Source organism: Bacteroides sp. HMSC067B03 (genome assembly GCF_001811315.1).
GTDB classification, from domain to species: Bacteria; Bacteroidota; Bacteroidia; order Bacteroidales; family Bacteroidaceae; genus Bacteroides; species Bacteroides faecis.
This window is the reverse complement of sequence record NZ_KV804329.1, coordinates 20,840-45,731: the sequence shown is the minus strand read 5'-3', so window position 1 is coordinate 45,731 and position 24,892 is coordinate 20,840. Positions and strand designations below refer to the sequence as shown.

Annotated in this window: 17 protein-coding genes; 9 read left to right on the top strand and 8 right to left on the bottom strand. The window is 40.5% G+C overall.

What is annotated here, in order from left to right:
- Nucleotides 1-36: 36 nt before the first annotated feature.
- The 3 genes from HMPREF2794_RS08125 to HMPREF2794_RS08115 form a co-directional block, all read right to left on the bottom strand.
- Nucleotides 37-1,983 (bottom strand): glycoside hydrolase family 97 protein, encoded by a 1,947-nt coding sequence (locus HMPREF2794_RS08125; protein ID WP_070751311.1) that lies wholly within the window; start codon nucleotides 1,981-1,983, stop codon nucleotides 37-39.
- 66 nt (nucleotides 1,984-2,049) lie between these two features.
- Nucleotides 2,050-2,757 (bottom strand): ComF family protein, encoded by a 708-nt coding sequence (locus HMPREF2794_RS08120; RefSeq protein ID WP_022301058.1) that lies wholly within the window; start codon nucleotides 2,755-2,757, stop codon nucleotides 2,050-2,052.
- 33 nt (nucleotides 2,758-2,790) lie between these two features.
- Entirely contained in the window at nucleotides 2,791-3,594 is an 804-nt protein-coding gene (locus tag HMPREF2794_RS08115) for an inositol monophosphatase family protein (protein ID WP_029425070.1), read from the bottom strand.
- 814 nt (nucleotides 3,595-4,408) lie between these two features.
- Here HMPREF2794_RS08115 and HMPREF2794_RS08110 point away from each other — a divergent pair.
- The 8 genes from HMPREF2794_RS08110 (at nucleotide 4,409) to HMPREF2794_RS08075 (ending at nucleotide 17,060) form a co-directional block, all read left to right on the top strand.
- Entirely contained in the window at nucleotides 4,409-5,950 is a 1,542-nt protein-coding gene (locus HMPREF2794_RS08110; RefSeq protein ID WP_010535628.1) for a hypothetical protein, read from the top strand.
- A 227-nt stretch (nucleotides 5,951-6,177) separates the two neighbouring features.
- Nucleotides 6,178-7,101 (top strand): ribokinase, encoded by a 924-nt coding sequence (gene rbsK, locus HMPREF2794_RS08105; RefSeq protein WP_055269598.1) that lies wholly within the window; start codon nucleotides 6,178-6,180, stop codon nucleotides 7,099-7,101.
- Between the two features lie 40 nt (nucleotides 7,102-7,141).
- Nucleotides 7,142-8,077, top strand: coding sequence for a ribokinase (gene rbsK / locus HMPREF2794_RS08100; protein ID WP_010535630.1), 936 nt, complete (start codon nucleotides 7,142-7,144; stop codon nucleotides 8,075-8,077).
- A 12-nt stretch (nucleotides 8,078-8,089) separates the two neighbouring features.
- Entirely contained in the window at nucleotides 8,090-11,341 is a 3,252-nt protein-coding gene (locus HMPREF2794_RS08095; protein WP_070751310.1) for a SusC/RagA family TonB-linked outer membrane protein, read from the top strand.
- 12 nt (nucleotides 11,342-11,353) lie between these two features.
- Nucleotides 11,354-13,354, top strand: coding sequence for a RagB/SusD family nutrient uptake outer membrane protein (locus tag HMPREF2794_RS08090; protein ID WP_008761956.1), 2,001 nt, complete (start codon nucleotides 11,354-11,356; stop codon nucleotides 13,352-13,354).
- Nucleotides 13,355-13,399: 45 nt separating this feature from the next.
- Nucleotides 13,400-15,007, top strand: a complete 1,608-nt coding sequence (locus tag HMPREF2794_RS08085; protein ID WP_240052981.1) for a DUF4969 domain-containing protein — start codon at nucleotides 13,400-13,402, stop codon at nucleotides 15,005-15,007.
- A gap of 11 nt (nucleotides 15,008-15,018) precedes the next feature.
- Nucleotides 15,019-16,035 carry a nucleoside hydrolase gene (locus HMPREF2794_RS08080; RefSeq protein ID WP_070751308.1) on the top strand — a complete coding sequence of 339 codons (1,017 nt, stop codon included), beginning with the start codon at nucleotides 15,019-15,021 and terminating at the stop codon, nucleotides 16,033-16,035.
- A 20-nt stretch (nucleotides 16,036-16,055) separates the two neighbouring features.
- A complete protein-coding gene (locus HMPREF2794_RS08075; RefSeq protein WP_070751307.1) occupies nucleotides 16,056-17,060 on the top strand; it encodes a GRP family sugar transporter in 1,005 nt (334 codons plus the stop codon).
- Nucleotides 17,061-17,182: 122 nt separating this feature from the next.
- On the opposite strand, the gene HMPREF2794_RS08070 is transcribed toward HMPREF2794_RS08075, so the two are convergent.
- The 5 genes from HMPREF2794_RS08070 to HMPREF2794_RS08050 all read right to left on the bottom strand — a co-directional run bounded on the left by HMPREF2794_RS08070 (nucleotide 17,183) and on the right by HMPREF2794_RS08050 (nucleotide 23,945).
- Nucleotides 17,183-19,009 carry an endonuclease/exonuclease/phosphatase family protein gene (locus tag HMPREF2794_RS08070; RefSeq protein ID WP_070751306.1) on the bottom strand — a complete coding sequence of 609 codons (1,827 nt, stop codon included), beginning with the start codon at nucleotides 19,007-19,009 and terminating at the stop codon, nucleotides 17,183-17,185.
- Nucleotides 19,010-19,138: 129 nt separating this feature from the next.
- A complete protein-coding gene (ahpF, locus tag HMPREF2794_RS08065; RefSeq protein WP_022301062.1) occupies nucleotides 19,139-20,689 on the bottom strand; it encodes an alkyl hydroperoxide reductase subunit F in 1,551 nt (516 codons plus the stop codon).
- Nucleotides 20,690-20,771: 82 nt separating this feature from the next.
- Complete coding sequence (gene ahpC / locus HMPREF2794_RS08060) at nucleotides 20,772-21,338, bottom strand: alkyl hydroperoxide reductase subunit C (RefSeq protein WP_008761950.1); 567 nt, start codon at nucleotides 21,336-21,338, stop codon at nucleotides 20,772-20,774.
- Between the two features lie 182 nt (nucleotides 21,339-21,520).
- Nucleotides 21,521-22,990, bottom strand: a complete 1,470-nt coding sequence (locus HMPREF2794_RS08055; protein WP_070751305.1) for a sodium:solute symporter family protein — start codon at nucleotides 22,988-22,990, stop codon at nucleotides 21,521-21,523.
- Between the two features lie 25 nt (nucleotides 22,991-23,015).
- On the bottom strand, nucleotides 23,016-23,945 hold the full coding sequence (locus HMPREF2794_RS08050) for a dihydrodipicolinate synthase family protein (RefSeq protein WP_055271629.1): 930 nt from the start codon (nucleotides 23,943-23,945) through the stop codon (nucleotides 23,016-23,018).
- 148 nt (nucleotides 23,946-24,093) lie between these two features.
- On the opposite strand from HMPREF2794_RS08050, the gene HMPREF2794_RS08045 reads away from it, so the two are divergent.
- Entirely contained in the window at nucleotides 24,094-24,618 is a 525-nt protein-coding gene (locus tag HMPREF2794_RS08045; RefSeq protein WP_010535640.1) for an NUDIX hydrolase, read from the top strand.
- Nucleotides 24,619-24,892 lie beyond the last annotated feature (274 nt).

Sequence of the window (24,892 nt, the reverse complement as noted above, 5' to 3'; positions counted from 1 at the left end):
ACATCCTTTTTATTTCAAATACAATATCCACCTATCTTATTCAATCACGGCAGCAAAGCCCCCATTCCTCACCATTTTAACAGTCAGCACATCTCCATTTTTCACTTGTGAAGACTTACAGCGGTAGTCCATTGCCTGACGCCCTGCATTGATACCATCTTCAAAAGATGTCATTTGATAAGCACGGTCCTTCTTCAGAAAGTCCAATTTCACGGCGAATTCCCGCTCTGTTTGCCCGTTGTTGGTCATACCACCGATAAACCATTTATCTCCTTTCCGTTTAGCAATAATGGCATATTCACCGGCCTTCGCTTCCAAAGCCACCGTTTCATCCCAAGTGACAGGAACACTCGTAATGAAACGAGTACAATCTTCGTTCCGATAATAAAGAGTCGGATTATCTGCCAACATCTGCAAACCGCTTTCAAAAATGACAAAAAGCGCCAACTGGTAAGCACGGGTTCCGATACTTGCGGAATTGGGGCGTTCAGCCCTATATACATTAGGCTGCATGCTTATCATCGCCCCGGGAGTATAATCCATCGGTCCGACAGCATTGCGCATAAATGGCAAATAAATGCTATTATCCGGATAACATCCGCCCATCTGCTCCATACCTCTGACACCTTCATAAGAAAGTATGTTCGGATACTTATATTCCAAACCTGCCGGTTTGAAAGAACCATGAAAATCGACAAACAAATGATGTTTGGCAGCTTCTTTCGCCACACGTTCGTAGTAATTGACCATCCATTGGTCACTTCTGTCCATAAAATCAATCTTAACTCCTTTTATTCCCCACTCATTGAACGTTTTGAATAAATCGAAGTTATTTTCAACCGTCAGCCATGTCAGCCAAAGAACAATGCCGACATTCTTTTCTTTACCATAACGGATCAGTTCATGCAGGTCCACTTTCGGATTTGGAGTATAAGGATCACGTGTACTTTTAGCCCAGCCCTCGTCCATTATAATATAAGGTATACCAAATTTAGAGGCAAAGTCAATATAGTATTTGTAGGTTTCCAGATTATATCCGGATACAAAATTCACATCCGGCCCGTAAGGAGAAGCATCATTCCACCATTCCCAGCTTACTTGTCCCGGCTTGATCCATGATACATCCTGAAGTTGATTCTTACCGGCCAGTTTATAAGTCATCGTGTTCTCCAAAAGTTGGCGATCATCTTTTGTCAACACGAAATAACGCCAAGGATAATTTCTTGCCCCTGATGTTTTAGCGATATAATCCGCCTCTTGAGTTATCTTCAGGCTACGGTCACCGTCTTCACCAAAAGCAAGTGGAGCTTTAGGAAAAGTAGAGACTATTCCATTATCACCGGTTCCTTTCAAGAACATACAAGGATAGTCAGTCAAGTCAGATTCGCTGATTAATATTTTATATTGCTTACGTGTATCTATTAAAACCGGTAAAACAGACATTTTATCCGAAGGTTTCCATTCATTACTGGAGACATGTGTATAAGGTTCTTCGTATGAGGTCTTAAAACCACCCGGTTGCTGCAAATGGAGTAAATAGTCATCCGGGAAGTTAACTGCAAACTCTTCACCCAAAACTTCCACTTCACCTTTCCGAGAAGTCACAAACCGATAAGCAACCCCATCATCATACGCACGAAACTCAACCGAATAATTTTTAAATGTCAATGTCAGTTGATTATACTGATTAGTAACCGTCGAAAATTTAAGAGGCATAACGGGAGTCAGCTGCTCATCCACACTTACATATTTCCGACGACGTAATCTGGGATTCTGTCCCAGCACTTCGTCCTTCAATGCCAATTGAAGAGAATTATCTTTCAATAATACATCCCCATCATAGGCAATGCTATAATAGATTTTATCTGTAATATTCAGTGTCACTTTAATTTCTCCATTAGGAGAGGATAATTCTGATTCCGTCTGGGCATGTAACAATATCCCCCAGCACAAGATCATTAATAATGATAGATGTCTTTTCATGGTCTCAATTTTGTTTTATGTCGTTAATAATACTTTCTTCAAATTTTGACTGACTATAATATTAGTTTATTCGGCAATTGCCAAAGTTAATATGCTAATATGTATTCCCTCAATCTCTGCCAGACAGGCAGCACAAGCTGCAGTGGTGGCTCCTGTAGTCAACACATCGTCCACAAGCAGAATATGTTTTCCGGCTAATGCACCAACATGGTGCAATTCAAAAATACCATCCACGTTTTCCCAGCGTTCAAAGACTGACTTGTGAGTCTGTGTTTCCGTGTTTTTTCTGCGTACGATCATTTCTGTGTCTACAGGGATTCCCGTTACAGCGGTAATTCCCCGTGCAATCCATTCACTTTGGTTGTAGCCACGAATCTGCTGCTTTTTCTTATGCAGGGGGACAGGAATAATCACATCAATTCCCTGAAAGAACCCGGATGCAAGCAGTTCGGACGCCATGTATCGTCCCATAATGGCACCGATTCCTTTTCGTCCTCCGTATTTAAGCTGATGGAGAATCTGGCGAAAGTCACTCCCTTTACGATAAAAGAAAAAAGAAGTAGCATGCCCTAAAGGAATTCTTCCCCAGAAAAGGCGTTCTACCGGATTATCTTCTCGAAGATGGTAATTTGTACGCGGTAAATTCAAATTGCACAGGGTACAAATACACTCCTCCCCTTTCACCAACGATCTGCCACAAACGACGCAACAACGTGGGAATAGAAGAAACAAGAAAGAATAAAGCCAATCTTTAATGAGTAATGTGTGTTTCATAATATCAGTTATTTATAAGAGAACAAGGAAGTCCTACATATTCAATGGAGGAACTTCTGACAAGAGTTTCTCGAACAAAGGATGTAAATGTCCGTTAGTCGCTATGATATGGTGTCCTTCTATAAAATGATCGTCACCATAGAAATCGGTTACCCGCCCACCGGCTTCCAGCACAATCAACGCAGCTGCCGAATAATCCCATTTTCCGAGAAAAGCTTCTGCCCAGGCATCAAAACGTCCGGCAGCTACATAGCAGATAGCAGCCGCAGCCGAACCATTCATACGGATTCCTCCAACGACTCCATACAATCGGTCGATCAAATGGAGAGCAGTTTGTTTATATTGCTGATAGTTGTAAGGAAGCTCAGTTATAACAAAAGCATCTTGCGCCTGACTTACATCCGAAACATGAATTTCCTCGCCATTCATAAAGGCCTTTCCGCCTTTCCATGCATAGAAACATTCATCCCGGCAAACTTCATAAACGACTCCTATTAACAATTCTGTCTGACTGCGCAAAGCAATACATACACAATAAGGAGCCTCATCGTGAATATAATTCGTCGTCCCATCCAATGGATCAATTACCCAACAATAGGATTCGTTCTGATAGGTGGCAGAACCTTCTTCCGTAATAAACCCAGCCTCGGGCAACAAGGCAGAGAGAGCTTTGACCAGTCGTACCTCAGATTCCTTATCAACATAAGATACATAATCGTGCGCGTGCTTCTCTATCACACGTTCACGATGGAATTTTTTACGCTCTTCTTTCAGAAAATGCCCGGCTTCAGTAGCTATGCGGCATACTTCAACTGTAAGTTGCTTTAAATCCAACATTTCATCTTTAATATTAAAAAGTACATCGAAGGTATAGCTTTTCTTATAAAAAACCATCTAAAATGAATATTATTTTCAAATAAACTATCAACATATTCTTAATATTATTCTCTCAAATACAATTTTGGTGATTTTTCACACCACTAGAATTAACGGTATGCACACAATTTCATATATTGAATAACAAAAAGACAATTTATTATCCAATTCGATAACAGATAATCTTTTAATAAAGGTATAAATAGGAAACATATTCAGAATACACTGTAATATTATACAAAACAAGCAAGTATTTATTCACATCAACGAATACTTATACAAAAAAGATCGTATAATCTGAGAAAAACAACCTCATATTTAGAAATAAACAACCGGATGTTTACACTAAATCATACGTTCCTTTTAAACCAACGAAGTGTTGCTTTTAAACCAACAGACCGTTCCTTTAAAAGGAACAATCCAACAAGCCAAAACACTTGCTAAAAACATCAAGAAAACAGAAATAATTAGCTAAATGGAGTTCAATGTTCGACATTTCAAAAAGAACAAAACGTATAGTATATTTCATATATCACAACATAAACAACCATAATCCACATTTTCACTCATCAAAGAAACGCCCAATCACACCATAATACATCTCTCTGATTTATGAAAATGAGAATTCCCTGTAATTTTCAGAACAAGTCCGGCTTCTTCCCACAAATACAAGCAGCAAAGAGCCACAGAAAATACAAAGTGTCAGAATGCTAAATTTGCTTTTTAAAGAAAAATTCCCGAATATTGCAGCCTAATACTAATGCAAAGAGTTCCTATGAAAAGAGTAGATTCCGTTATATCCCTGATATACTCGTTATCTAAATCAGAAAAGAAGCACTTCTCCCTACAAGTAATCAAAGACAAGGAGGAGAAAGACTATCTGGTGATTTATGATATTATCATAAAGAGTAAACAACCGAATGGAAACATTGTAAAAGAGGAATTTTACAGACGTAACCCCAATGGTTCTTTTGAAGTGTCCATTCAATACTTATATGAAAAACTGACGGATACGTTACTCACCCTGCGAAAAAAGAAAGATATATATTACGATCTGCTGAATGATTTGTGCAAAGCCCGAATGCTTTATGAACGTTCTCTGTTTGAAGAATGTTTCGAAATGCTATCCAATACGATAAAACAAGCACAATTCTATGAAAACAACGAAATTCTGACGATAGCCTTGAAACTGGAACTGGAATATCTGCTCCGTCTGAACTTTCCCAACATGACAGAACAGGAGCTTTTTCATAAACACTTCATCCAAAATGAAACTTTGAAAAAGATTCGGAAAATCACAGAGCAATCTTCATTACACAACTTATTGAAATATCGTTTATCTCATATTGGCTCCATCAGGACAGTAAAGCAAAAACAGGATATGAATGACCTTATGGTCAACGAACTTTATATAGCCGCTTCTTCAGACTCCGAAGGTAATTTTGAATTAACACGAAACCATAAACTTTTTCAGGCTAATTACCTGATGGGAGCAGGTGATTACAGAGCTGCCCTAAATTCATACAAAGAACTGGACTCATTATTTGAGCAGAATCAACAGTTCTGGTCAAATCCTCCTATATACTATTTATCTGTACTCGAAGGAGTACTCGGCAGCCTGCGGTCTGTGAGCAACTATAACGAAATCCCCTACTTCCTCGATAAATTAAGAAAACTTATATCAGACAGCACTTCGCTCGAATTTAAAGTAAATGCAACTTGCCTTCTCTTCCAATACGAACTATTTCCCTATCTGGATAAAGGAGATTTTTCAAAATGTACCCAACTTATGGTAGACTACCAGGAAATACTTTATGATAAAGAAGCCTGGTTAAGCCCTATTCGAAAAAGTGAGTTATTCCTTTACACCACACTCGTACACGTTGGTAACCAGGAATATAAAACTGCTAAAAAGTATATCAGCAACGCTATCATAGACCATAACATAAAGTATCTGCCTTTAATGAGAACTATTCGTCTGGTCCGCCTCATCGTCTTTTATGAAGTGCAAGAGCATGAGCTGATCCAGTATGAATCCCGCTCCATCACCCGAAGTCTATCTTCCCCCAAAGAGCAGACTTTTAAAACAGAACGTATCATTTTATGGTTTCTGAATAAAAGAAATATTCCCATCCTGAAAAAAGACAGAGAAGCATTTTGGGAAAAGTTGTCTCCTGAGATTCATGAATTATATAATAATAAATATGAAAGTCAGCTTTTACGCCTCTTTGACTTTACGGCGTGGATGGAATCCAAAATCCGGAAAGAGAAACTGTCTGAAGTCCTCAGAGCACGTAGTAGCGCAAAAGAATGTTAAAGACTAAGGTGCCTGATTCGTATTTCAGACGATAAAAACACTCTTTTCAAATCTCCATTTTCTCTTTGTAATTATATAAATTCATTTCACATTACCCCTATATTCTCTCCTCCATACAGGAAAATTCAATATAAGATATCATTTTTGAGATTATATAAACCAATTATTAATGTAGAAAACTATGCATGATTATTGCTTTCATTTGCATAGTCTTAATTTTTAATACTATGGAAACTATATCAATTCATAGACCCAAAATTGTAGTCATCGGTAGTTGCAATACCGATATGGTCGTGAAAGCCAACAGACTACCTGTTCCCGGAGAAACCATACTAGGCGGAACTTTCTACATGAATCCCGGTGGCAAAGGAGCTAATCAGGCGATTGCAGCCGCCCGACTGGGAGCTGAAGTCACCTTCATATCCAAAATCGGATATGATTTGTTCGGCCTGCAAGCATTGGAAATATACAGATCAGAGAAAATTAATACGGAATATATATTTACCGACCAGAAAAGTCCGTCCGGAGTTGCACTTATCTCCGTAGATTCTTTCGGTGAAAATAGCATTATCGTAGCACCGGGAGCAAGCCGTTCGCTTTCTATTGAGGATATCAATAAAGCCGAAGAAAAAATCAAGGAAGCTGATATTATTCTCATGCAACTTGAGATTCCTATAGATACAGTAGAATATGCAGCTACTATTGCTTGCAAATATGGGAAAAAGGTAATCCTCAATCCGGCTCCCGCGTCCAGCCTGAGCAACTCATTCTTAAAAAACGTGCACACCATACTCCCCAACCGCATTGAAGCGGAAATGTTATCCGGAATCAAAGTGATGAATATAGAAAGCGCTCATCGTGCCGCTCAGGCTATCGGAGAGAAAGGTATAGAGAATGTTGTCATTACTTTAGGTAAAGACGGCGCTTACGTAAAAGAGAAAGATGAATATACCATGATTCCCGCAAAGGAAGTAGAGACGATTGACACAACAGGTGCCGGAGATGTATTTTGCGGAGCATTCAGCGTCTGCCTGTCTGAAGGGCATTCACTCGCTAAATCTGTGAAATTTGCCAATGCGGCGGCAGCTATAGCAGTCACGCGAATCGGTGCGCAGAGTGCGATTCCTTATAAGAGAGAAGTTGTGCTATAAACGAGATAAGACCTAGGTTAAACACATAAATCTGATTCAAATGAAAGTAGTAGTTATTGGAAGTTCAAACATCGATATGGTTGCACAAGTCAACCATCTCCCGGCGCCTGGCGAAACAGTCGGAGATGCCAGTTTTATACAATCCCTCGGGGGGAAAGGCGCCAATCAGGCTGTAGCAGCAGCAAGACTCGGGGGATCTGTAACGTTTATTACCTCTTTGGGAAATGATATGTATGCAGAAATTCTAAAAAAACACTTTAAGAAAGAAGGTATCGCTACTGATTATATCATAGATGATGTTAATCAGCCCACAGGGACTGCGCTCATTTTTGTTGCCGACAGTGGTGAAAACTGCATAGCAGTAGCTCCCGGAGCTAACTATTCTTTATTACCCGGTTCAATTATTCATTTTTCAAAGGTAATTGACGAAGCAGATATCATAGTTATGCAAGCCGAGATTCCTTACGAAACGATTAAAAGAATAGCTCTTCTGGCTAAACAAAAAGGTAAAAAGGTTTTGTTTAATCCCGCACCCGCCTGCCTGATTGATGAGGAGCTGATGAAAGCCATTGATATACTAGTCGTCAATGAACTGGAAGCAGCCTTCATCTCAGGAATTGAATATACAGGAAATAATCTTGAAGAAATCGCTCTAAGCTTATTACAGGCAGGTGCACGCAATGCTGTGATCACATTGGGAAGTCAAGGTGTATATATGAAAAACGACAAAGAAATCATTCAGCTTCCCGGATACAAAGTAAATGCGATTGATACTATTGCAGCAGGTGACACGTTCTGTGGGGCATTGGCTGTAATTTGTGCCCAAAGGGAAATAGACCGGGATGCATTGAGTTTTGCGAATGCCGCGGCAGCTATCGCTGTTACACGTTCCGGTGCCCAACCGTCTATTCCTACTCTCGATGAAGTAAAACACTTCATGTTAGAAAAAGAATTAGCCTTATCATTCAACTTTTAAATTTAATGGATTATGAAAACTAATCGACATTCTACTCTCTTAAAGAAAGCTGTCCACCTGATAACTTATAACTCAAGTCATAAGCTTATCTGCCTGCTGGGCTTCCTACTTTTATGTTCAATGAATACATATGCTCAGAATTATGTATCCGGAACAGTAAAAGATAATAATGGAGAACCTCTACTGGGAGTTTCCATAAAAGTAAAAGATGGGAATATAGTATCCGGAACTGTCACTGACTTTAACGGACACTACCAAGTGAAAGCGGATCCAAGTTCAACTATCGAATTCAGTTACATCGGATTTAAAACAGTCCAGTTTACAGTAGGTGATAGAAAAATGATAAACGTAACACTGGAAGTTGACGACAATTTATTGGATGAAGTGGTCGTTGTAGGTTATGGTACCCAAAAGAAGATTAATTTAACCGGTTCTGTCGGAGTCATTGACTCGAAAGCCTTCGAAGCAATCCCTGTATCCAATGCAGTCCAGGCATTACAAGGACAGGTTCCCGGTTTGAATATTTATAGCAATCAGGGAGGAGGTCTCAATCAGAAACAATCCATCAATGTACGTGGAGTCGGAACTATCGGAGAAGGTTCTACAGGAAGCGCCCTAGTCTTGATAGATGGTATGGAAGGAGATATTTATTCCATTAATCCGCAGGATATAGAATCTATTTCAGTTCTGAAGGATGCGGCAGCTTCTTCTATTTATGGTTCCAGAGCACCATTCGGAGTAATCTTAGTAACGACCAAGAAGGGAAAGGCCGGTAAAGCGCAAGTTAACTACAACAACAGCTTCCGTGTAAGTAGCCCTATCAATATGCCTTCTTCATTAGACTCTTACACGTTCTCCTTATACTATAATGATGCAGCCGCCAATTCCGGATGGGGACCTTACAATTGGGTCTCGGAAGAAAGGATAAACCGCATCAAAGATTATATGGCCGGCAAAATTACCGATTCTACCATCCCCGTACCCAATAATCCTTCGTTATGGGCAGACGGATATTCACAAGGAAATGATAATATTGATTATTATGACTATTTTTTCAAAGACAATGTCTTTGCACACGAGCACAATATCAGCGTTACTGGCGGGACAGACAAAATACAATACTATTTATCAGCGAACTATTTAGGTCAGGATGGAGAGCTCAGAATTGGGGATGAATACTCAAACAGATATACTGCATCTGCGAAAATCAACGCACAATTATCAAAAATAGTATCAGTCGGATTCAATACCCGCTTTATCAGAAGTGACTATGTACAGCCAACACATCTTAATGAAAGTTTTTTTGCCGAAATCGGACGCCAATGTTGGCCTACCAAACCGCTTTATGACCCGAATGGTATACTATATGACGACCATGTGCTCCAAATGCAAAACGGAGGTGAAAAACAAGAACGAAACACTTGGCTCTACCAACAACTGAATATAACGGTAGAACCTATCAAAGGGTGGCGACTGATTGGAGATTTAAGCTATCGATACAACACACAATATTCACACTGGGATTACTTAACTGTTCATCAGACAGGTGTTGACGGAAAGACTAAGGGCAATACATGGAATAACGATTCCCAAGTACATGAAGGCACTTATGCCAGCGATTATTTTAATGTAAATCTCTATACAGATTATGCAAAGACCTTTGCAAAATCACATAATATGAAAGTTCTTTTCGGGTTTCAAGCCGAACAAAATAATTATAAAGATATAGCTGCTGAGAAGCTAGGAGTCATTTATCCGGGAAAACCGACTATCAACACTTCTACCGGAATGGATTCAAATAACCAAAAAGTTGCTCCGAATGTAGCAGGTGGACACAACAGATGGGCTACCGCCGGATTCTTCGGCAGATTGAATTATGATTACCTGGAAAAATATCTTCTGGAAGTAAATCTACGCTATGACGGTTCCTCACGATTTCGTAGTGACAGTCGTTGGGGATTTTTCCCTTCCGCATCAGTAGGCTGGAACATAGCCAGAGAAAAATTCTTCCTGCCTGTCAGCAAAGTTGTCAACACATTTAAGGTCAGAGCCTCTTATGGTAGTTTGGGTAACCAAAATACATCTTCTTTATATCCGACTTATTCTACAATCGGTACAGGAACAGGATCATGGATCATTGACGGAACATTAGCCAATATTGCCTGGGCACCTTCACTCGTCAGCTATAATCTCTCCTGGGAGAAAATCCGTACATGGAATGCCGGAGTTGACTTTGGCCTGTTTAACAATCGGCTAACCGGCTCTTTTGATTATTACATTCGTAAAACTGACGATATGGTCGGCCCTTCGGAGAAATTGCCTGTAGTCCTTGGAACAGCCGTTCCCAGTTCCAATAATACAAATCTTAAAACATTCGGATGGGAACTGGAACTAATGTGGAAAGACCGGTTAAATAATGGATTGAATTATAGTGCCCGCTTTACACTTGCCGACAGTCGTACCAAGATTACTCGTTATTCAAATCCTTCCGGACTGATAGATGGATTTTATGCCGGAAAATACGTGGGTGAAATATGGGGATATGAAACGATAGGCATTGCACAATCTGACCAGGAAATGGCTGAACACATCGGAAGATTAATCAACGGTGGACAAAGTAATCTCGGACAAGACTGGAAAGCCGGAGACATTATGTATAAAGATCTGAATGAAGACGGAAAAATTGATGCCGGAAGCCACACCTTACAAGATCACGGTGATTTAAAAAGAATAGGTAACTCCACGCCCCGATATAATGTAGGACTGGAATTAGCCGCCGATTGGAAAGGATTCGATATCAGAATGTTCTGGCAAGGAACATTGAAAAGAGATTATTTTCAGGGTAGTTACTACTTCTGGGGTGCAAACGGTAGACAAGGGCCCTGGTTTTCCACAGCACTAAAAGGACACGATGATTATTTCCGAAATGACGAAGCCAGTCCATTGGGAACGAATCTGAATTCCTACTATCCAAGACCCTTATTCAACACCGATAAAAACCAGCAATCACAAACTAAATATTTACAAGATGCATCTTATCTACGTCTGAAGAATCTGCAGATAGGATATAGCTTGCCACACAACATTGTACAAAAAATGGGAATGCAGCACCTTAGGATATTCGCATCCGGTGAAAACTTGTTCACCATTACGAGCCTTATTGACTTCTTCGACCCCGAATCAATCGAAGGCGGTAGTTGGGGACACGGAAACGTTTACCCACTATCCCGAACATTCTCTTTTGGATTAAATGTCACATTCTAAAAACAGGATATTATGAAAAGACTTACGATATCAACCTTATTGAGCGGAGTGCTCTTTTTGACAAGTTGCAATGATTTCCTAAACCAGGAACCTCTTGATCAACTTTCTCCAAATGAATATCTGACAACAGAAAGTAATATTGCAGCTTTTGCTACTGATCAATATCAAGTGCTACCTACTCATGGCACCTATGGATATGGAACTTTTGAAATTGACAATAACACAGATAATATGGCCGGTATGCAACCTAACGTAATGTATGCACCCGGATACTGGAAAGTAGGACAAGAAGGAGGCTCATGGTATTTCGCTGATATTTACCGATGCAATTATTTCTTTGAAAATGTGCTTCCATCGTATGAAAACAATGCCATTGTCGGAAACACGACCAATATCAAACACTATATCGGAGAAATGTATTTCTTCAGAGCTTTCATGTATTTTGAAAGATTAAAATCATTAGGCGACTTTCCTATTATTACTAAAACTTATCCTAATGAACGTGAAGCTCTGATAGAAATCAGCAAACGAGCCCCCCGAAATGAAGTAGCCAGATTTATCTTATCTGATCTGGACAAAGCTATAGAAATGATGCAAAACATAGCTCCTTCCGGAGGCAAGAACCGGCTAAGCAAAGACTGCGCTATCCTTCTCAAGTCAAGGGTCGCACTTTACGAAGGCTCATGGCTGAAGAATTTTAAAGGAACAGCTTTTGTACCCAATGGACCGGGATGGCCGGGAGCAAATAAAGATTATAATGCTAATTACTCATTTAAATCCGGAAGTATTGAAAAAGAATCAGAGTTCTTCTTTGATGAAGCTATTAAAGCGGCACAAATCATAGCAGAAAAATATAATATATTAACTGCCAATACAGGAGTATTCCCACAAACTTCTTCGGAACCTGAAAATCCTTATTTCAGTATGTTCTGCGATATTGACATGGAGAAATACAATGAAGTACTTTTATGGAGGCGCTACAACACAGGATTAGGAGTGGCAAATGAAGTTTGTCAATACGGATGTGTCGGCAACAATGGAGTAGGCACTACTAAAAGCATGATTGACGCCTTTATTCTTAAAAATGGAGAACCTATTTATGCATCCCCGATGTGGGCAGATGAAAACTCATCTTATTGGGGAGATAATAATATCATTCATATCACTAAAAACAGGGATACCCGTGCAGACATCTTCATCAAAAAGCCAGGACAGAAAAATTTGCATACTCAGGCAGGAGATCATGGGGTAGTAGAAGAATGGGGACCCAATATAACCGCCTCTTCTGTTACAGAAAAGTACAATACAGGCTATGCCTTACGCAAAGGATTAAACCCTGACGGGAAATACACAAATAACACTCAAAGTATTGTCGGTTCTATCATATTCCGTACAGCCGAAGCCTATCTCAACTATATAGAAGCTTATTATGAATTGCATGGTTCACTCGACTCCTATGCAGAAAAGTACTGGAAAGCGATTCGTCGCAGAGCCGGCATTGATGAGGACTATACCAAAACAATCAGGCTTACAGATATGTCAAAAGAAGCAGAAACTGATTGGGGGGCATATTCCGGCGGAGAAATTATTGATGCCACACGTTATAATATCCGCCGTGAACGAAGATGTGAGTTGATGGCGGAAGGTTTACGTAGCATGGACTTACATAGATGGCGTTCAATGGACCAGATGATTACCAAACCCTACCATATCCTAGGAATGAATTTATGGCAGGAAATGTATGGCTGGGACTGGTATAAAGATTCTAACGGCAACTCCATTCTTAAAGAAGGAGAAAATGTTTCACCACGTAGCTTCAGTACTTATCTTGCTCCTTATCACATCACAGCCAATAACATTGTTTACAACGGCTATAAATGGAATATGGCACACTATCTCGATCCGATAGCAGCAGAACATTTTCTGGTTACTTCATCCGGAGGTGATTTGGATTCTTCTCCTATCTATCAGAATCCGGGCTGGCCTATGACAGGAGGAGGAACCCCGCAATAATCCAATAATCTACTAATTTAACAAAGACCAATTATGTATAAAAGAATGATAATACTAACTTACGCACTGGTTTTCTTTTCATTATTCGCAACAGCTTGTTCTGACAATAATAATGAAACATACGTCGAACCAATACTTTCTCAAATAGAAGTAAGTAAACTAGTGACTGAGAACAACAAAACATATGTTTCTGTTGACGGTAAACCTTTTCCGTTTCTTGGTGCACAAATACGCCTTGATGCCCTTCTCAATTGTGACAAGATGACTATTAATGAAGTGGAAAACTACTTCAAGAAAGCTCAGGAACTGGGACTAAATTGTGTGCAAATTCCAATTTCATGGAATATGGTAGAGCCTAAAGAAAACAAGTACGATTATAGTATCGTAAACTCAATCTTGCAGTTCGTCAACAAGTATAATTTGAAAATGGAATTACTTTGGTTCAGTACGAATATGGTAGGAGATTCATTCTCCTACCTGATACCTCAATATGTACTTCAAGAATATAACAAAAGGTTCAGCCGGAATGATGAAGGAAATTTTTGGAACTATTATGGTTACCAATACACCATGATTCTTGATGATGAATGGGTACTGGAGAGAGAAACCAAAGCCATCACCGCCTTATTTAACCACATCCGATACTGGGATTCTCAAAATGGAGACAAGCATCCCGTTATATCAGCGCAGATCCATAATGAACCTGATGCATTAATGCGCTGGAGAATCGACCAAAAAGATTTAAAATATCGGGATGGGACTCCTCTAAGCAAAGAGAAGGCCTGGACAATGATCACAAATGCATTAAACACTGTAGGAAAAGCTGTAAAAAACAGTTCTTACAAAGTAGTAACTCGTGTCAATCTAATTTACGGTGATGGTATTAATCCATTTCCAGAGGCAACTAATGCTCGCCCCAAAGATGTATTCGATCTTCAAGGCATTGATTTCATTGGCGTTGATGCTTATAAAGATAATATTAAACATCTCAAAAATGAAGTCATGGCATACGCATCAATTGCTGGAAATTATGCGCTGGTTGCCGAGAACAAAGGTAGTTATACAAACAGTCCGAGTCTTATCTTGACATCTTTCGCATTAGGAGGAGGCTATAATATTTATGATTTGGCTACCAGCAACTTCTTTATCAACAACACTACCGAACCGGACCAAATTGACCACGGAATTTATACGTGGGATTTACAAGAAAAAGATTTTACGCCCCCTACTCGTAGTCTCATAAAAGGCTTGGCGGCAGCTTATATAGACGTTGCCAAAGTAAAACCGGAGAATTTTGCAGCATTTAATATTAACGATAATCAGCCAAAAGACAAATTAGAACAACTAATATGTACTACTGGAGCACAAATCACATTCCAGACAAATAATGCTTCTTTAGGTTTCGTATTAGACATGCACAATTATTTACTGATTTATAGTTTGAATGACTCTCAATTCAAACTAGAGAATGGTAAATTTGGAGAAACCATTTCCGGAAGATATGATGTAAATGGCACATTTACCAAAGAAGGAACTGCAACTTTAGAGAATCAGACTCTCCATGCCAAAGGAGGCGTACTTTATAAAGTAACTTATTCCTCGCAACAATCATTAACCAGCAATACAATTGAGAATATTGGTAATAACTTATAAAAACCCAAGATATGTTCAAATATATAGCAATCATTCTAATAACCGTCTCTTTATTCTGCTCCTGTGCACAACAGAAAGAGACTACTTCTGCAATTCCTGTCATACTCGACACGGATGTTGGAAATGACATCGATGATGTTTTAGCTATGCAAATGCTGCTTAATTATGAGAAAAAAGAAAAAATTGATTTGCTAGGTATCACTATAAGCAAGTGTAATCCTTATTCACTGGAATATATTGACGCTTATTGTCGTTTCAACGACAAATACGACATACCCTTAGGCTATGCTTATAATGGGATGAATACAGACGACGGACATTATCTCCGCCAAACACTGGATACTATTATTGACAATAATAAAATATTACATCCAAAAAGAAGCCTAAAAGATCATATTCCGGAAGGATATAAACTGTTGCGTAAATTGCTGGCAGAGCAAGGAGATCATTCTGTGGTATTTATAGCCTTAGGTCCGGAAACAAATCTAGCCCGTTTGCTTATCTCGGAAGCAGATGAATACAGCGAGCTGGATGGAAAAGCCTTGGTAGCACAAAAGGTAAAATTACTATCTGTCATGGGAGGACTCTATGATAATGAATTCGACTTCCCTGAATGGAACATTGTTAATGATCTGAATGCAGCCCAAATTACTTTCAAAAAATGGCCTACTCCGATTATTGCCAGCGGATGGGAACTAGGAAACAAGATTCGATATCCTCATCAAAGTATATTAAATGATTTTGCCGACAGTTATAAACATCCTCTGTGCGTATCATATAAAATATTTCAGGAAATGCCATATGACAGAGAAACATGGGATTTGACATCCGTGCTACAAGCCATAGAACCGGGAAATAATTATTTCAAATTATCCGAGAAGGGAACAATCACCATAGACAGTATCGGACAAAGTATTTTTTCTCCTTCTGAAAGCGGTAAACACCAATATCTCACTATTCAAGGGGAAGAAAATATTCGGGCAACCCGCAACGCACTTATAAGACAAGTGACAGGAAAAGAGAATTGAAATCTTAAAAAAAGATCATTATGTATATAGTCAATAGTTACACCTTAGCTATTATCTTCTGCTTTATCACAATGATATGCTGGGGATCGTGGGGAAATACCCAAAAACTGGCCAGTAAGAATTGGCGTTATGAACTTTATTATTGGGACTACACTATCGGCATCTTGTTGTTCGCCTTACTTCTGGTATTCACACTAGGAAGTTTCGGAGATTCGGGAAGAGGTTTTCTGGAGGACATCCAACAAGTGGAAACGGCATATATTGCCAGTGCACTTATCGGAGGAGTTATCTTCAATGCTTCCAATATTCTCCTTTCTGCCTCTGTATCCATTGCCGGAATGGCGGTAGCTTTCCCATTGGGAGTAGGACTGGCATTAGTATTAGGAGTATTCATTAATTATTTCAGTTCTCCCAAAGGAGATCCGTTCTGGCTATTCACAGGAGTCGTGCTGATTGTTATCGCCATCATTTGTAGCGGTATTGCAGCCGGTAAAAATCAAAAGGCAGGAACCAATAATAGCAAAAAGGGAATTATTCTTGCTGCTATTGCCGGTATACTGATGTCATTCTTTTACCGGTTTGTCGCTGCCGCCATGGATTTGAACAATTTTGAATCACCAACAGCAGGAATGGCAACTCCTTATACTGCATTCTTCATCTTTGCCATCGGAATCTTCCTAAGCAACTTCCTCTTCAATACACTTGTGATGAAACGTCCGTTCGTCGGTTTACCTGTTACTTACAAGGAATATTTTACCGGAAAAGCGAGCACACATATGGTAGGGATTCTCGGAGGATGCATTTGGGGATTAGGTACAGCATTAAGCTACATTGCCGCAGGAAAAGCGGGAGCAGCCATTTCCTATGCACTTGGACAAGGAGCACCGATGATTGCTGCTCTTTGGGGTGTTTTCATCTGGAAAGAATTTATCGATAGCTCCAAAGCCACAAACAGACTTTTGGGAGTTATGTTTATATTATTCATTTGGGGACTGACATTCATTGTTATCTCAGGAGGAAACTAAAATGAAAGAAGAGAAAAAGGAATTATAGGTATTATCAATATAAAAAGAATCACCCCAAAAGTTTAATATCTAACTTTTGGGGTGAAATTCAATTCCATGATTCAAGTTATCATATACATTATTCAGACCGTTATATCCAGCAAAGTTTCTTCCTTTGCATTCAACACCCTGACTCTGAGTTCTTCTTTCCTCTTCTCAAGAATCATCACAGTAGCCCCTTCCATCTTATATCCCCCACCTATAATAACCGGAAAATAATTCCCCAATTCACCTTTCGGGTGATAAGCATATTTATGAGTATGAGCATTCAGACAGATATCAAAAGGAGCTTTTACCAGCAGTTTAGTCCATAGTTCAGCACAAGGATTCTTCCCATCATTGCCATAAAGAGGGATATGATGCAGAAGGATGCGTTTCTTCGCTTTCTTAAATTCTTTAGCAGCCAGTTCTTTCTTTAGAAAACCGACCTGCTCGTTACGCAACTGGGTGAAATCATTCAAATCATAATAGACCCAATGATCGTCTGTTTTGTCTTCTCCACAGTCCAGCATGACAATACGGGTATCTCCCCAGTTGAAAGAACCATAAGTCTTGTCACCTACATAGTCGAAATGGTCACGCAAACTGATAGAATAAGCGTTCCGGATTTCGTGATTTCCTCGCATAAAAAAAGTTGGGATACAATCTCCGTGCACTCCTTCGGTCAATTCACTAATAAAGGCAGTTGCCTGATCATGACTTGCCGGGTCATCTACACAGTCACCGTTGAAAACGACAAAATCATAATTGATATTCTGAATCTGTTTACACAAAGCCCTGAAGGTATGGGTATGCTGATGCAGGTCATTGAACACAACAGCAGTAAAAGAATCCGTACCGGTTACAGGCAGAGTAAATTCACTGAAAGCGGAACGGGCAGTATTTCCGAAAACTTTCTTATATGCCTGATAAAGCAACATTTCTTGTGAACAGACACGATAATAGTACTTTTGACCGGGCTGTAAATCATTCAGCCGTATTTTATGTAACTTGTTATTGCAGACTACCTGTCCGTCAACAATAGTACGCGCACGCTTTAATTGAGTCGTATCCGTCCCGTATTCTACCCAACAATAAGCAGGAACAGTGGTTTCCCACATCACGGTCATTCCATTTCCAACCGGATTCTGCAAATAGGGTTTAGTACGGAATATCTTATCCGCCTTTTCAGCAGTGCGCAGTTCCACAACAATAGGACGATGATCGGACGCTACAGGTTCATTCACCACTTCCGAAGAGACGAGGGCAAATCCTTTATCATTCTGCTTAAAAGCCACCACGTAATCAATAGTCTCCTTTGGGGCGGGAGCAGGAAAAGTGTGTTGTTTGGAATCAGAGAGTATGCGAAAATCTTTCTGTAACTCTTTGATAAAATCCGATTCCGGTTCGGTATTCATATCTCCCGCCCAAAAAAGAGGCTTCTTATAAGATATAGCAAAAGCCTTCAAAATATCCAACGATTTCATCCGATCCTCTTCAGTGAGTGACAAGTGAGTGCAACAATAAATATAATCTTCAAACTCTGCCAGAATCAATGTCCGTGCTTCTTCTCTACCTGGCAGAGCCATCGTCTGCAAATGGATCGGAGCTTTCTTTGATAATAGGCCAATTCCATATTTACCACCGTCAAAATCAATAGCCGGAGCAAAACAGGCATGCATCTGCGTCCGTTCTGCTATCTCGCCTAATACATATTTCTGATTGCTTCGATTAGTTACGCTATCTACTTCCTGCACAGCTACTACATCAGGAGAAGCATTATTTATCACATTTGCAATACGCTGGAAATTACAGACACCATCCATACCGGTTGCATTTCTGATATTATAAGTCATCAACTTCAATGTATGCTGCGCCTGCACCGGAACAATGAATAAAATGGCGGAAATCAGTAAAAATATCTTTTTCATGTTTTTCATTGGGGGTTAAATATTTGTATGACAAAGGTAAGAAAAAAATAAAAGCCACAAGAGACTTTATCAGAATCTCTGTGGCCATTATTTATACAAGAGGGGGGGATGTATAAATAATCTATTTTATCAGATGACACCGCGTACCCGGTCATCAAAGGCAGAAAGGGCAGCTTTAGCACCTTCACCCATAGAAATAATGATCTGCTTATAAGGCACAGTCGATACATCTCCTGCTGCATAGATGCCAGTGACATTGGTGCGACAATGGGCATCAATCACGACTTCACCCGGTCGGTTTGTCTCTACCACATCACGGAAAACAGCACTATTGGCAGAGAGGCCAATCTGTACAAATACACCATCAAGTTCTACCAATCGTTCTTCCTCCGTCTTACGGTCCTTGATGCGTAAGGCTGTCAGTTTATCACCGTTGCCAATCACTTCAGTAGTCTGTGCACTAACAAAAACTTCCACATTCGGCAAAGATTTGAGTCTTTCCTGAAGTACATTATCCGCTTTCAGTTCATCCATAAACTCAAAGACCGTTACTTTAGAACAGATACCCGCCAAGTCAATAGCAGCTTCAACACCGGAATTTCCACCGCCTACTACTGCTACATGCTTTCCTTTATAAAAAGGTCCGTCACAATGGGGACAGAAAGCTACTCCGCGACCAATATACTCATTCTCGCCGGGAACATTCAATTTCCGCCAGCTTGCACCGGTAGCGATAATCAATGCAGGAGCAATGAATCTCTCCCCTACGGAGGTAGTCACCAATTTATCTTTTCCAGTAAGTTCCACCTTTTCTATCCTGCGCTGTTCCAACAGATCTACCGGATAACGCAACAAATGTGTTTTCAGGTTATCGGCAAGTTCACTTCCTGTCGTTTCGGGAACAGAAATCAGATTTTCAATACCTACCGTTTCTTTTACCTGTCCGCCGACACGTTCGGCAACAATCGCCACACGTAATCCTTTACGGGCGGAATAGATAGCTGCCGATACTCCGGCAGGACCTCCACCAGCCACGATTACGTCATATTCCTTCACTTCCGTTTCCGCTTTGGTTTCATCAATACCATATTGCGCTTCCAATTTAGCAAGCAGTTCGCCAAATTCACCGCGCCCCACATGAAGCAGCTTTCCATCAGCGAAAACAGAAGGCACGCCTTGTATCTTCAATGCGTCCACCTCATCCTGATACAGTGCGCCGTCAACCATTTCATGTGTGATGGAAGGGTTCAGCGTTGTCATTGCATTCAAAGCCTGTACCACATCCGGACAGTTAGTACAAGTAAGTGAAACATAAGTCACCAAATGTACCGGACCTTTCAACGCTTTTACACGATTGCAGACAGCCTCATCCGGAAAATTCTTTCCCTTACCGTCCAAATTCAGGATAGCGAGCAACAAAGAAGTAAACTCGTGTCCATTGGGAATAGCACGGAAAGTGATTCCTGTTGGATGCCCATTCTTCCATATCGCAAATTTCAGTCCGCTTCCTTCATTTACCACGCAAGTGATATGGGTGGAGCATTCGGCTACATCTTCCAGTAACTCCAGCAATCCAGCACGGCTTTCATGACTGGCTGACACGGATATATCAAAGGTGAAATCAGCCTCCAGTCCGGCAAAAATACCCTTCAGTTGTTCTTTTAATGCAGGTTCTAACATCTCTCTTTCTCCTTTCATTCTTTTAAAAGAAGGGCCGGCAGCGTCTCCGTTACCGGCCCTTCACACACATTATCAAGATCTATCAAATCTTACCGACAAGGTCAATGCTTGGCTTCAGAGTAGATTCGCCCTTCTTCCATTTAGCCGGGCAAACTTCTCCGTCGTGAGTAGCTACAAACTGTGCGGCTTCTACTTTGCGAAGCAATTCGCTGGCGTCACGACCAATATTGTTATCATTCAGTTCCACCACTTTAATCTTTCCTTCCGGATTGACAACGAATGTACCACGATAAGCCATACCTTCTTCTTCGATATACACACCCAGTGCACGGCTCAAAGCGCCGGTCGGGTCTGCCAACATCGGATATTTAATCTTACGGATACTTTCGGAAGCATCATGCCAGGCTTTGTGTACGAAATGCGAGTCAGTACTTACCGAGTAGATTTCCACACCCATTTCCTGGAACTGAGCATATTTGTCAGCCATATCTACCAATTCCGTCGGACATACAAATGTAAAGTCAGCAGGGTAGAAGAAAAGGATTGCCCATTTACCTTTCAGGTCGTTGTTGGTTACTGTCTTGAAGGCTCCGTTTTGAAAAGCCTGAACGCTGAATTCAGGAAGTTGAGAATTTAAAATTGGTTCCATACTCTTTATTGCTTTTATTGTTATTAATTGATTTGACTTATAACATCAGAAACATCGTTTTGTTTTTTGTTTCTGATGCAAAGATAAAGGCAGAAACCCCGCCTTTGCAAAAAAAGTCCAATCGAATAATTCTATCGGATAATAGATGAAACCAATATGCCTGCCAGTGAAGCTGCCTTTTTCTACTTCTTTGTTTTCAGCAAACGCATACTGAGAAAGCCTGCCAGAAAGATAACAATGGTTCCGAAGACAATGGTCAGGTTAGCATGAAACGGGCTTGCATATTCGCTCATAAAACCATCCTTAAAGAAGATAGGAGACAAGCTCATCCAGACGACAACGATAATGCCACAGATCACTCCCAAAACGGCGTCAACATTCCGCGCCTTCTTTGAAATATACCCCAGCAGGAAGAGTCCCAGCATACCACCGCTAAAGATGGAGGACAAAGCCCACCATGCATCCAGTGCACTTTCTACATTCAAAAACGCCAGTGCTACAAAAATGCCAATTACTCCAATAAAGACATTAGAAATGTACAAGGCCCTCACCGACTGTTTTTCTGTCGGCTTTTTATTCATATAGCGGGTATAATAATCCGTGAGAATGATAGTAGCCGAACTGGTAATGCTCGTAGCCACCGTACTCATACCGGCAGCAAAAATAGAGGCAATCAGCAATCCGGTTAATCCGGTCGGAAGCGCATGCACAATAAAATAGGGAAAGACTGCATCTCCCTCAACTCCTGCCGGAAGAAATTCCGGAAATACCTTGCAATATGCATACAATGCCGTACCTATCATAAAGAACACGGCAGAAACCGGAATAAAGAGATAACCTCCGAAAAGAGCTGAGAACTTAGCCTGCTTATCACTCTTTGCGGTCAGATAACGCTGTACGTAGTTCTGATCAATGCCATAATTCTGCAGATTGATAAACACACCATAAATAAGACATACCCAGAAAGTAGATTCGGTCAAACTGCTTCCGAAACTTCCCAAACTGAACTTATGATCAGTTATCGCTATTTGAAATACCTGGGCAGGTCCTTCGGGCATCTTAAACATCAGTACACAAAGACAAACGACTGCACCACCAATCAAAATAAATCCCTGAATTGCTTCCGTCCATATCACCGCCTTCAGACCACCCAGCATTGAATAGGCAATAATAGCGATGCTGGTTATTGCAATAATCATTTTGATATCCCATCCCAGCAAAGCATTCATGGGCAATGCGAGCAGATACAAAATAGAGCCCATCCGGGCAACTTGTGTCAAAAGATAACATGATGACGCATACATGCGCGCCCAGGGGCCAAAGCGTTCTTCCAGAAAGCTGTAAGCCGATACGCTTCCGATAGAACGATAAAAGGGTACAAAATATTTAGCAGCAAAGTACGAAGCTATCGGAATGGACAAGCTGAATACAAAAGCATTCCAATCGGACATATATGCTTTGCCCGGATAAGCCAGATAACTGATGCTACTCACATACGTTGCGAAAATAGACATTCCCACAACCCAACCCGGAAGGGAACGTCCTGCCGAAGTAAACTCCTCCGACGAACGTTTCTTGTTGAAAAAAGAGCAGCCGAAGACAACAACTCCCCCCGTGAAGAATAAAAAAATTATAATGTCGAGAATAGACATAGCCGTTCATTTTTAGTTAAATTAATTACCTCAACACTACATCCACTCCCAGATTTTGAAGCGCTTTCCATATCTTTCCTCTTTCCCGTTGTTCAAACTTATGGAAAGGCGCAGCTACATAATCACTGCATATTCCCAGTAGATTGAGAGCACATTTCAGACCTTTCAGGTAACTGGACCCATGTTGCCCTACCGTATAGATCGTGGCACTGATTTGCATCACTTTTTCCTGCAAACGTCTCACTTCTTCGATATCCGCATTTTTTGCAGCATTGTATAAGCTCACATACAGTCCGGGGAACATATTCGCCCCTCCGTTTACTCCGCCATGAGCCCCCAGAAGCACGGACTCCGCCATTATTTCTTCCGGTCCTACCAGCATCGAAAAGTCCGGATTATCTTTCATGGCATACATCACCGACTGGAAATAAACAGTATTTGCCGAACTGTCTTTAAAACCGATCACTCCGGGATTCTCTGCTATCCGCTGAATAGTAGACGGTGCAAAGTTCACTTTGGTATGAGTCGGCATATTATACAGGAACAAGGGCAACGGCAACTGAGGCAACAGATTTTCATAGAACTCGATCAATTCGGGCTGACCTGTCGCAAAATAATAGGGAGGAGCAGAAACGACAGCATCGGCCCCATGATCAGCCGCTATACAGGCAAGGTTCACGCTCTCCACAATCGAGGTATCAGAAATACATACCAGTACCGGCAACCGTCCTTTCGCTATACGACAGGTATTTTTAATCATTTCCACCCTCAATTTATAACTGAGACTTTGCGATTCACCGGTAGTTCCCAACACAAAAAGAGCATGTACGCCACCTGCAATGAGATGTTCAATCAGTTTTTGCAAACCTTCCACATCCAATACATCATCATCCAGTAAAGGAGTTACCAACGGAGGAATAATTCCCGATAAAGGAACATTCATTTTGTTATTCATAGCCTGATTCTTTTAATTTGTATATGATTGTTGTTAATGATACTAATAGGACGGGGTATTTACTATTTTGTAATCACATTATTCCATATCTGAAGAAAAGATTTTATATTTTTGTGGGCAGACAATCTTTTATATAAAATTGATAATTATGAAACATCCTCTTGCGCAATTTCTGTATTGCCCCGAATGCGGTTCTCCACATTTCGAAGTGAACAATGAAAAGTCTAAGAAATGCACAGACTGTGGTTTCGTTTATTATTTCAATCCGTCTGCCGCTACTGTGGCGCTGATTCTGAATGAAAAGAACGAACTGCTAGTCTGCCGCCGTGCCAAAGAACCTGCAAAAGGCACTCTCGATCTTCCCGGAGGGTTTATCGATATGAACGAAACAGGAGAAGAAGGTGTAAGCAGAGAAGTATTAGAGGAGACAGGATTGAAGGTGGACAAAGCGGTCTATCAGTTCTCCTTGCCGAACATCTATATCTATTCGGGCTTTCCCGTGCATACCCTCGATATGTTCTTTCTTTGTACCGTAAAAGACATGAGCCATTTCTCGGCAATGGATGACGTGGCAGATGCTTTCTTTCTGCCGTTATCGGAGATACGTCCGGAAGATTTCGGGTTGGATTCCATTCGACGGGGAGTTGTACAGTTTCTGGCTCAGCACAGTTAACTAAAGGGTTTACTAAACTTTCGGGTATCAGAAAACGTTTTAAATGAGGAAAATACTAAGATTCGTATTATCTTTGTAACCGCCATTAATTATAAAAACAACAATCACATGAAATTCAACATCAGACTTAATTACCCTCATCAGAAAGATGAAAAAGAGTCAAAAAAGAATAAGTATCTCGGATTCAAAATCGATGAGAGATAATTTACATAAAGATTTAAATGATTATAAAATAACTTTCAAAGGGTTTTCGTTGGAAGATATAGTCGTATTT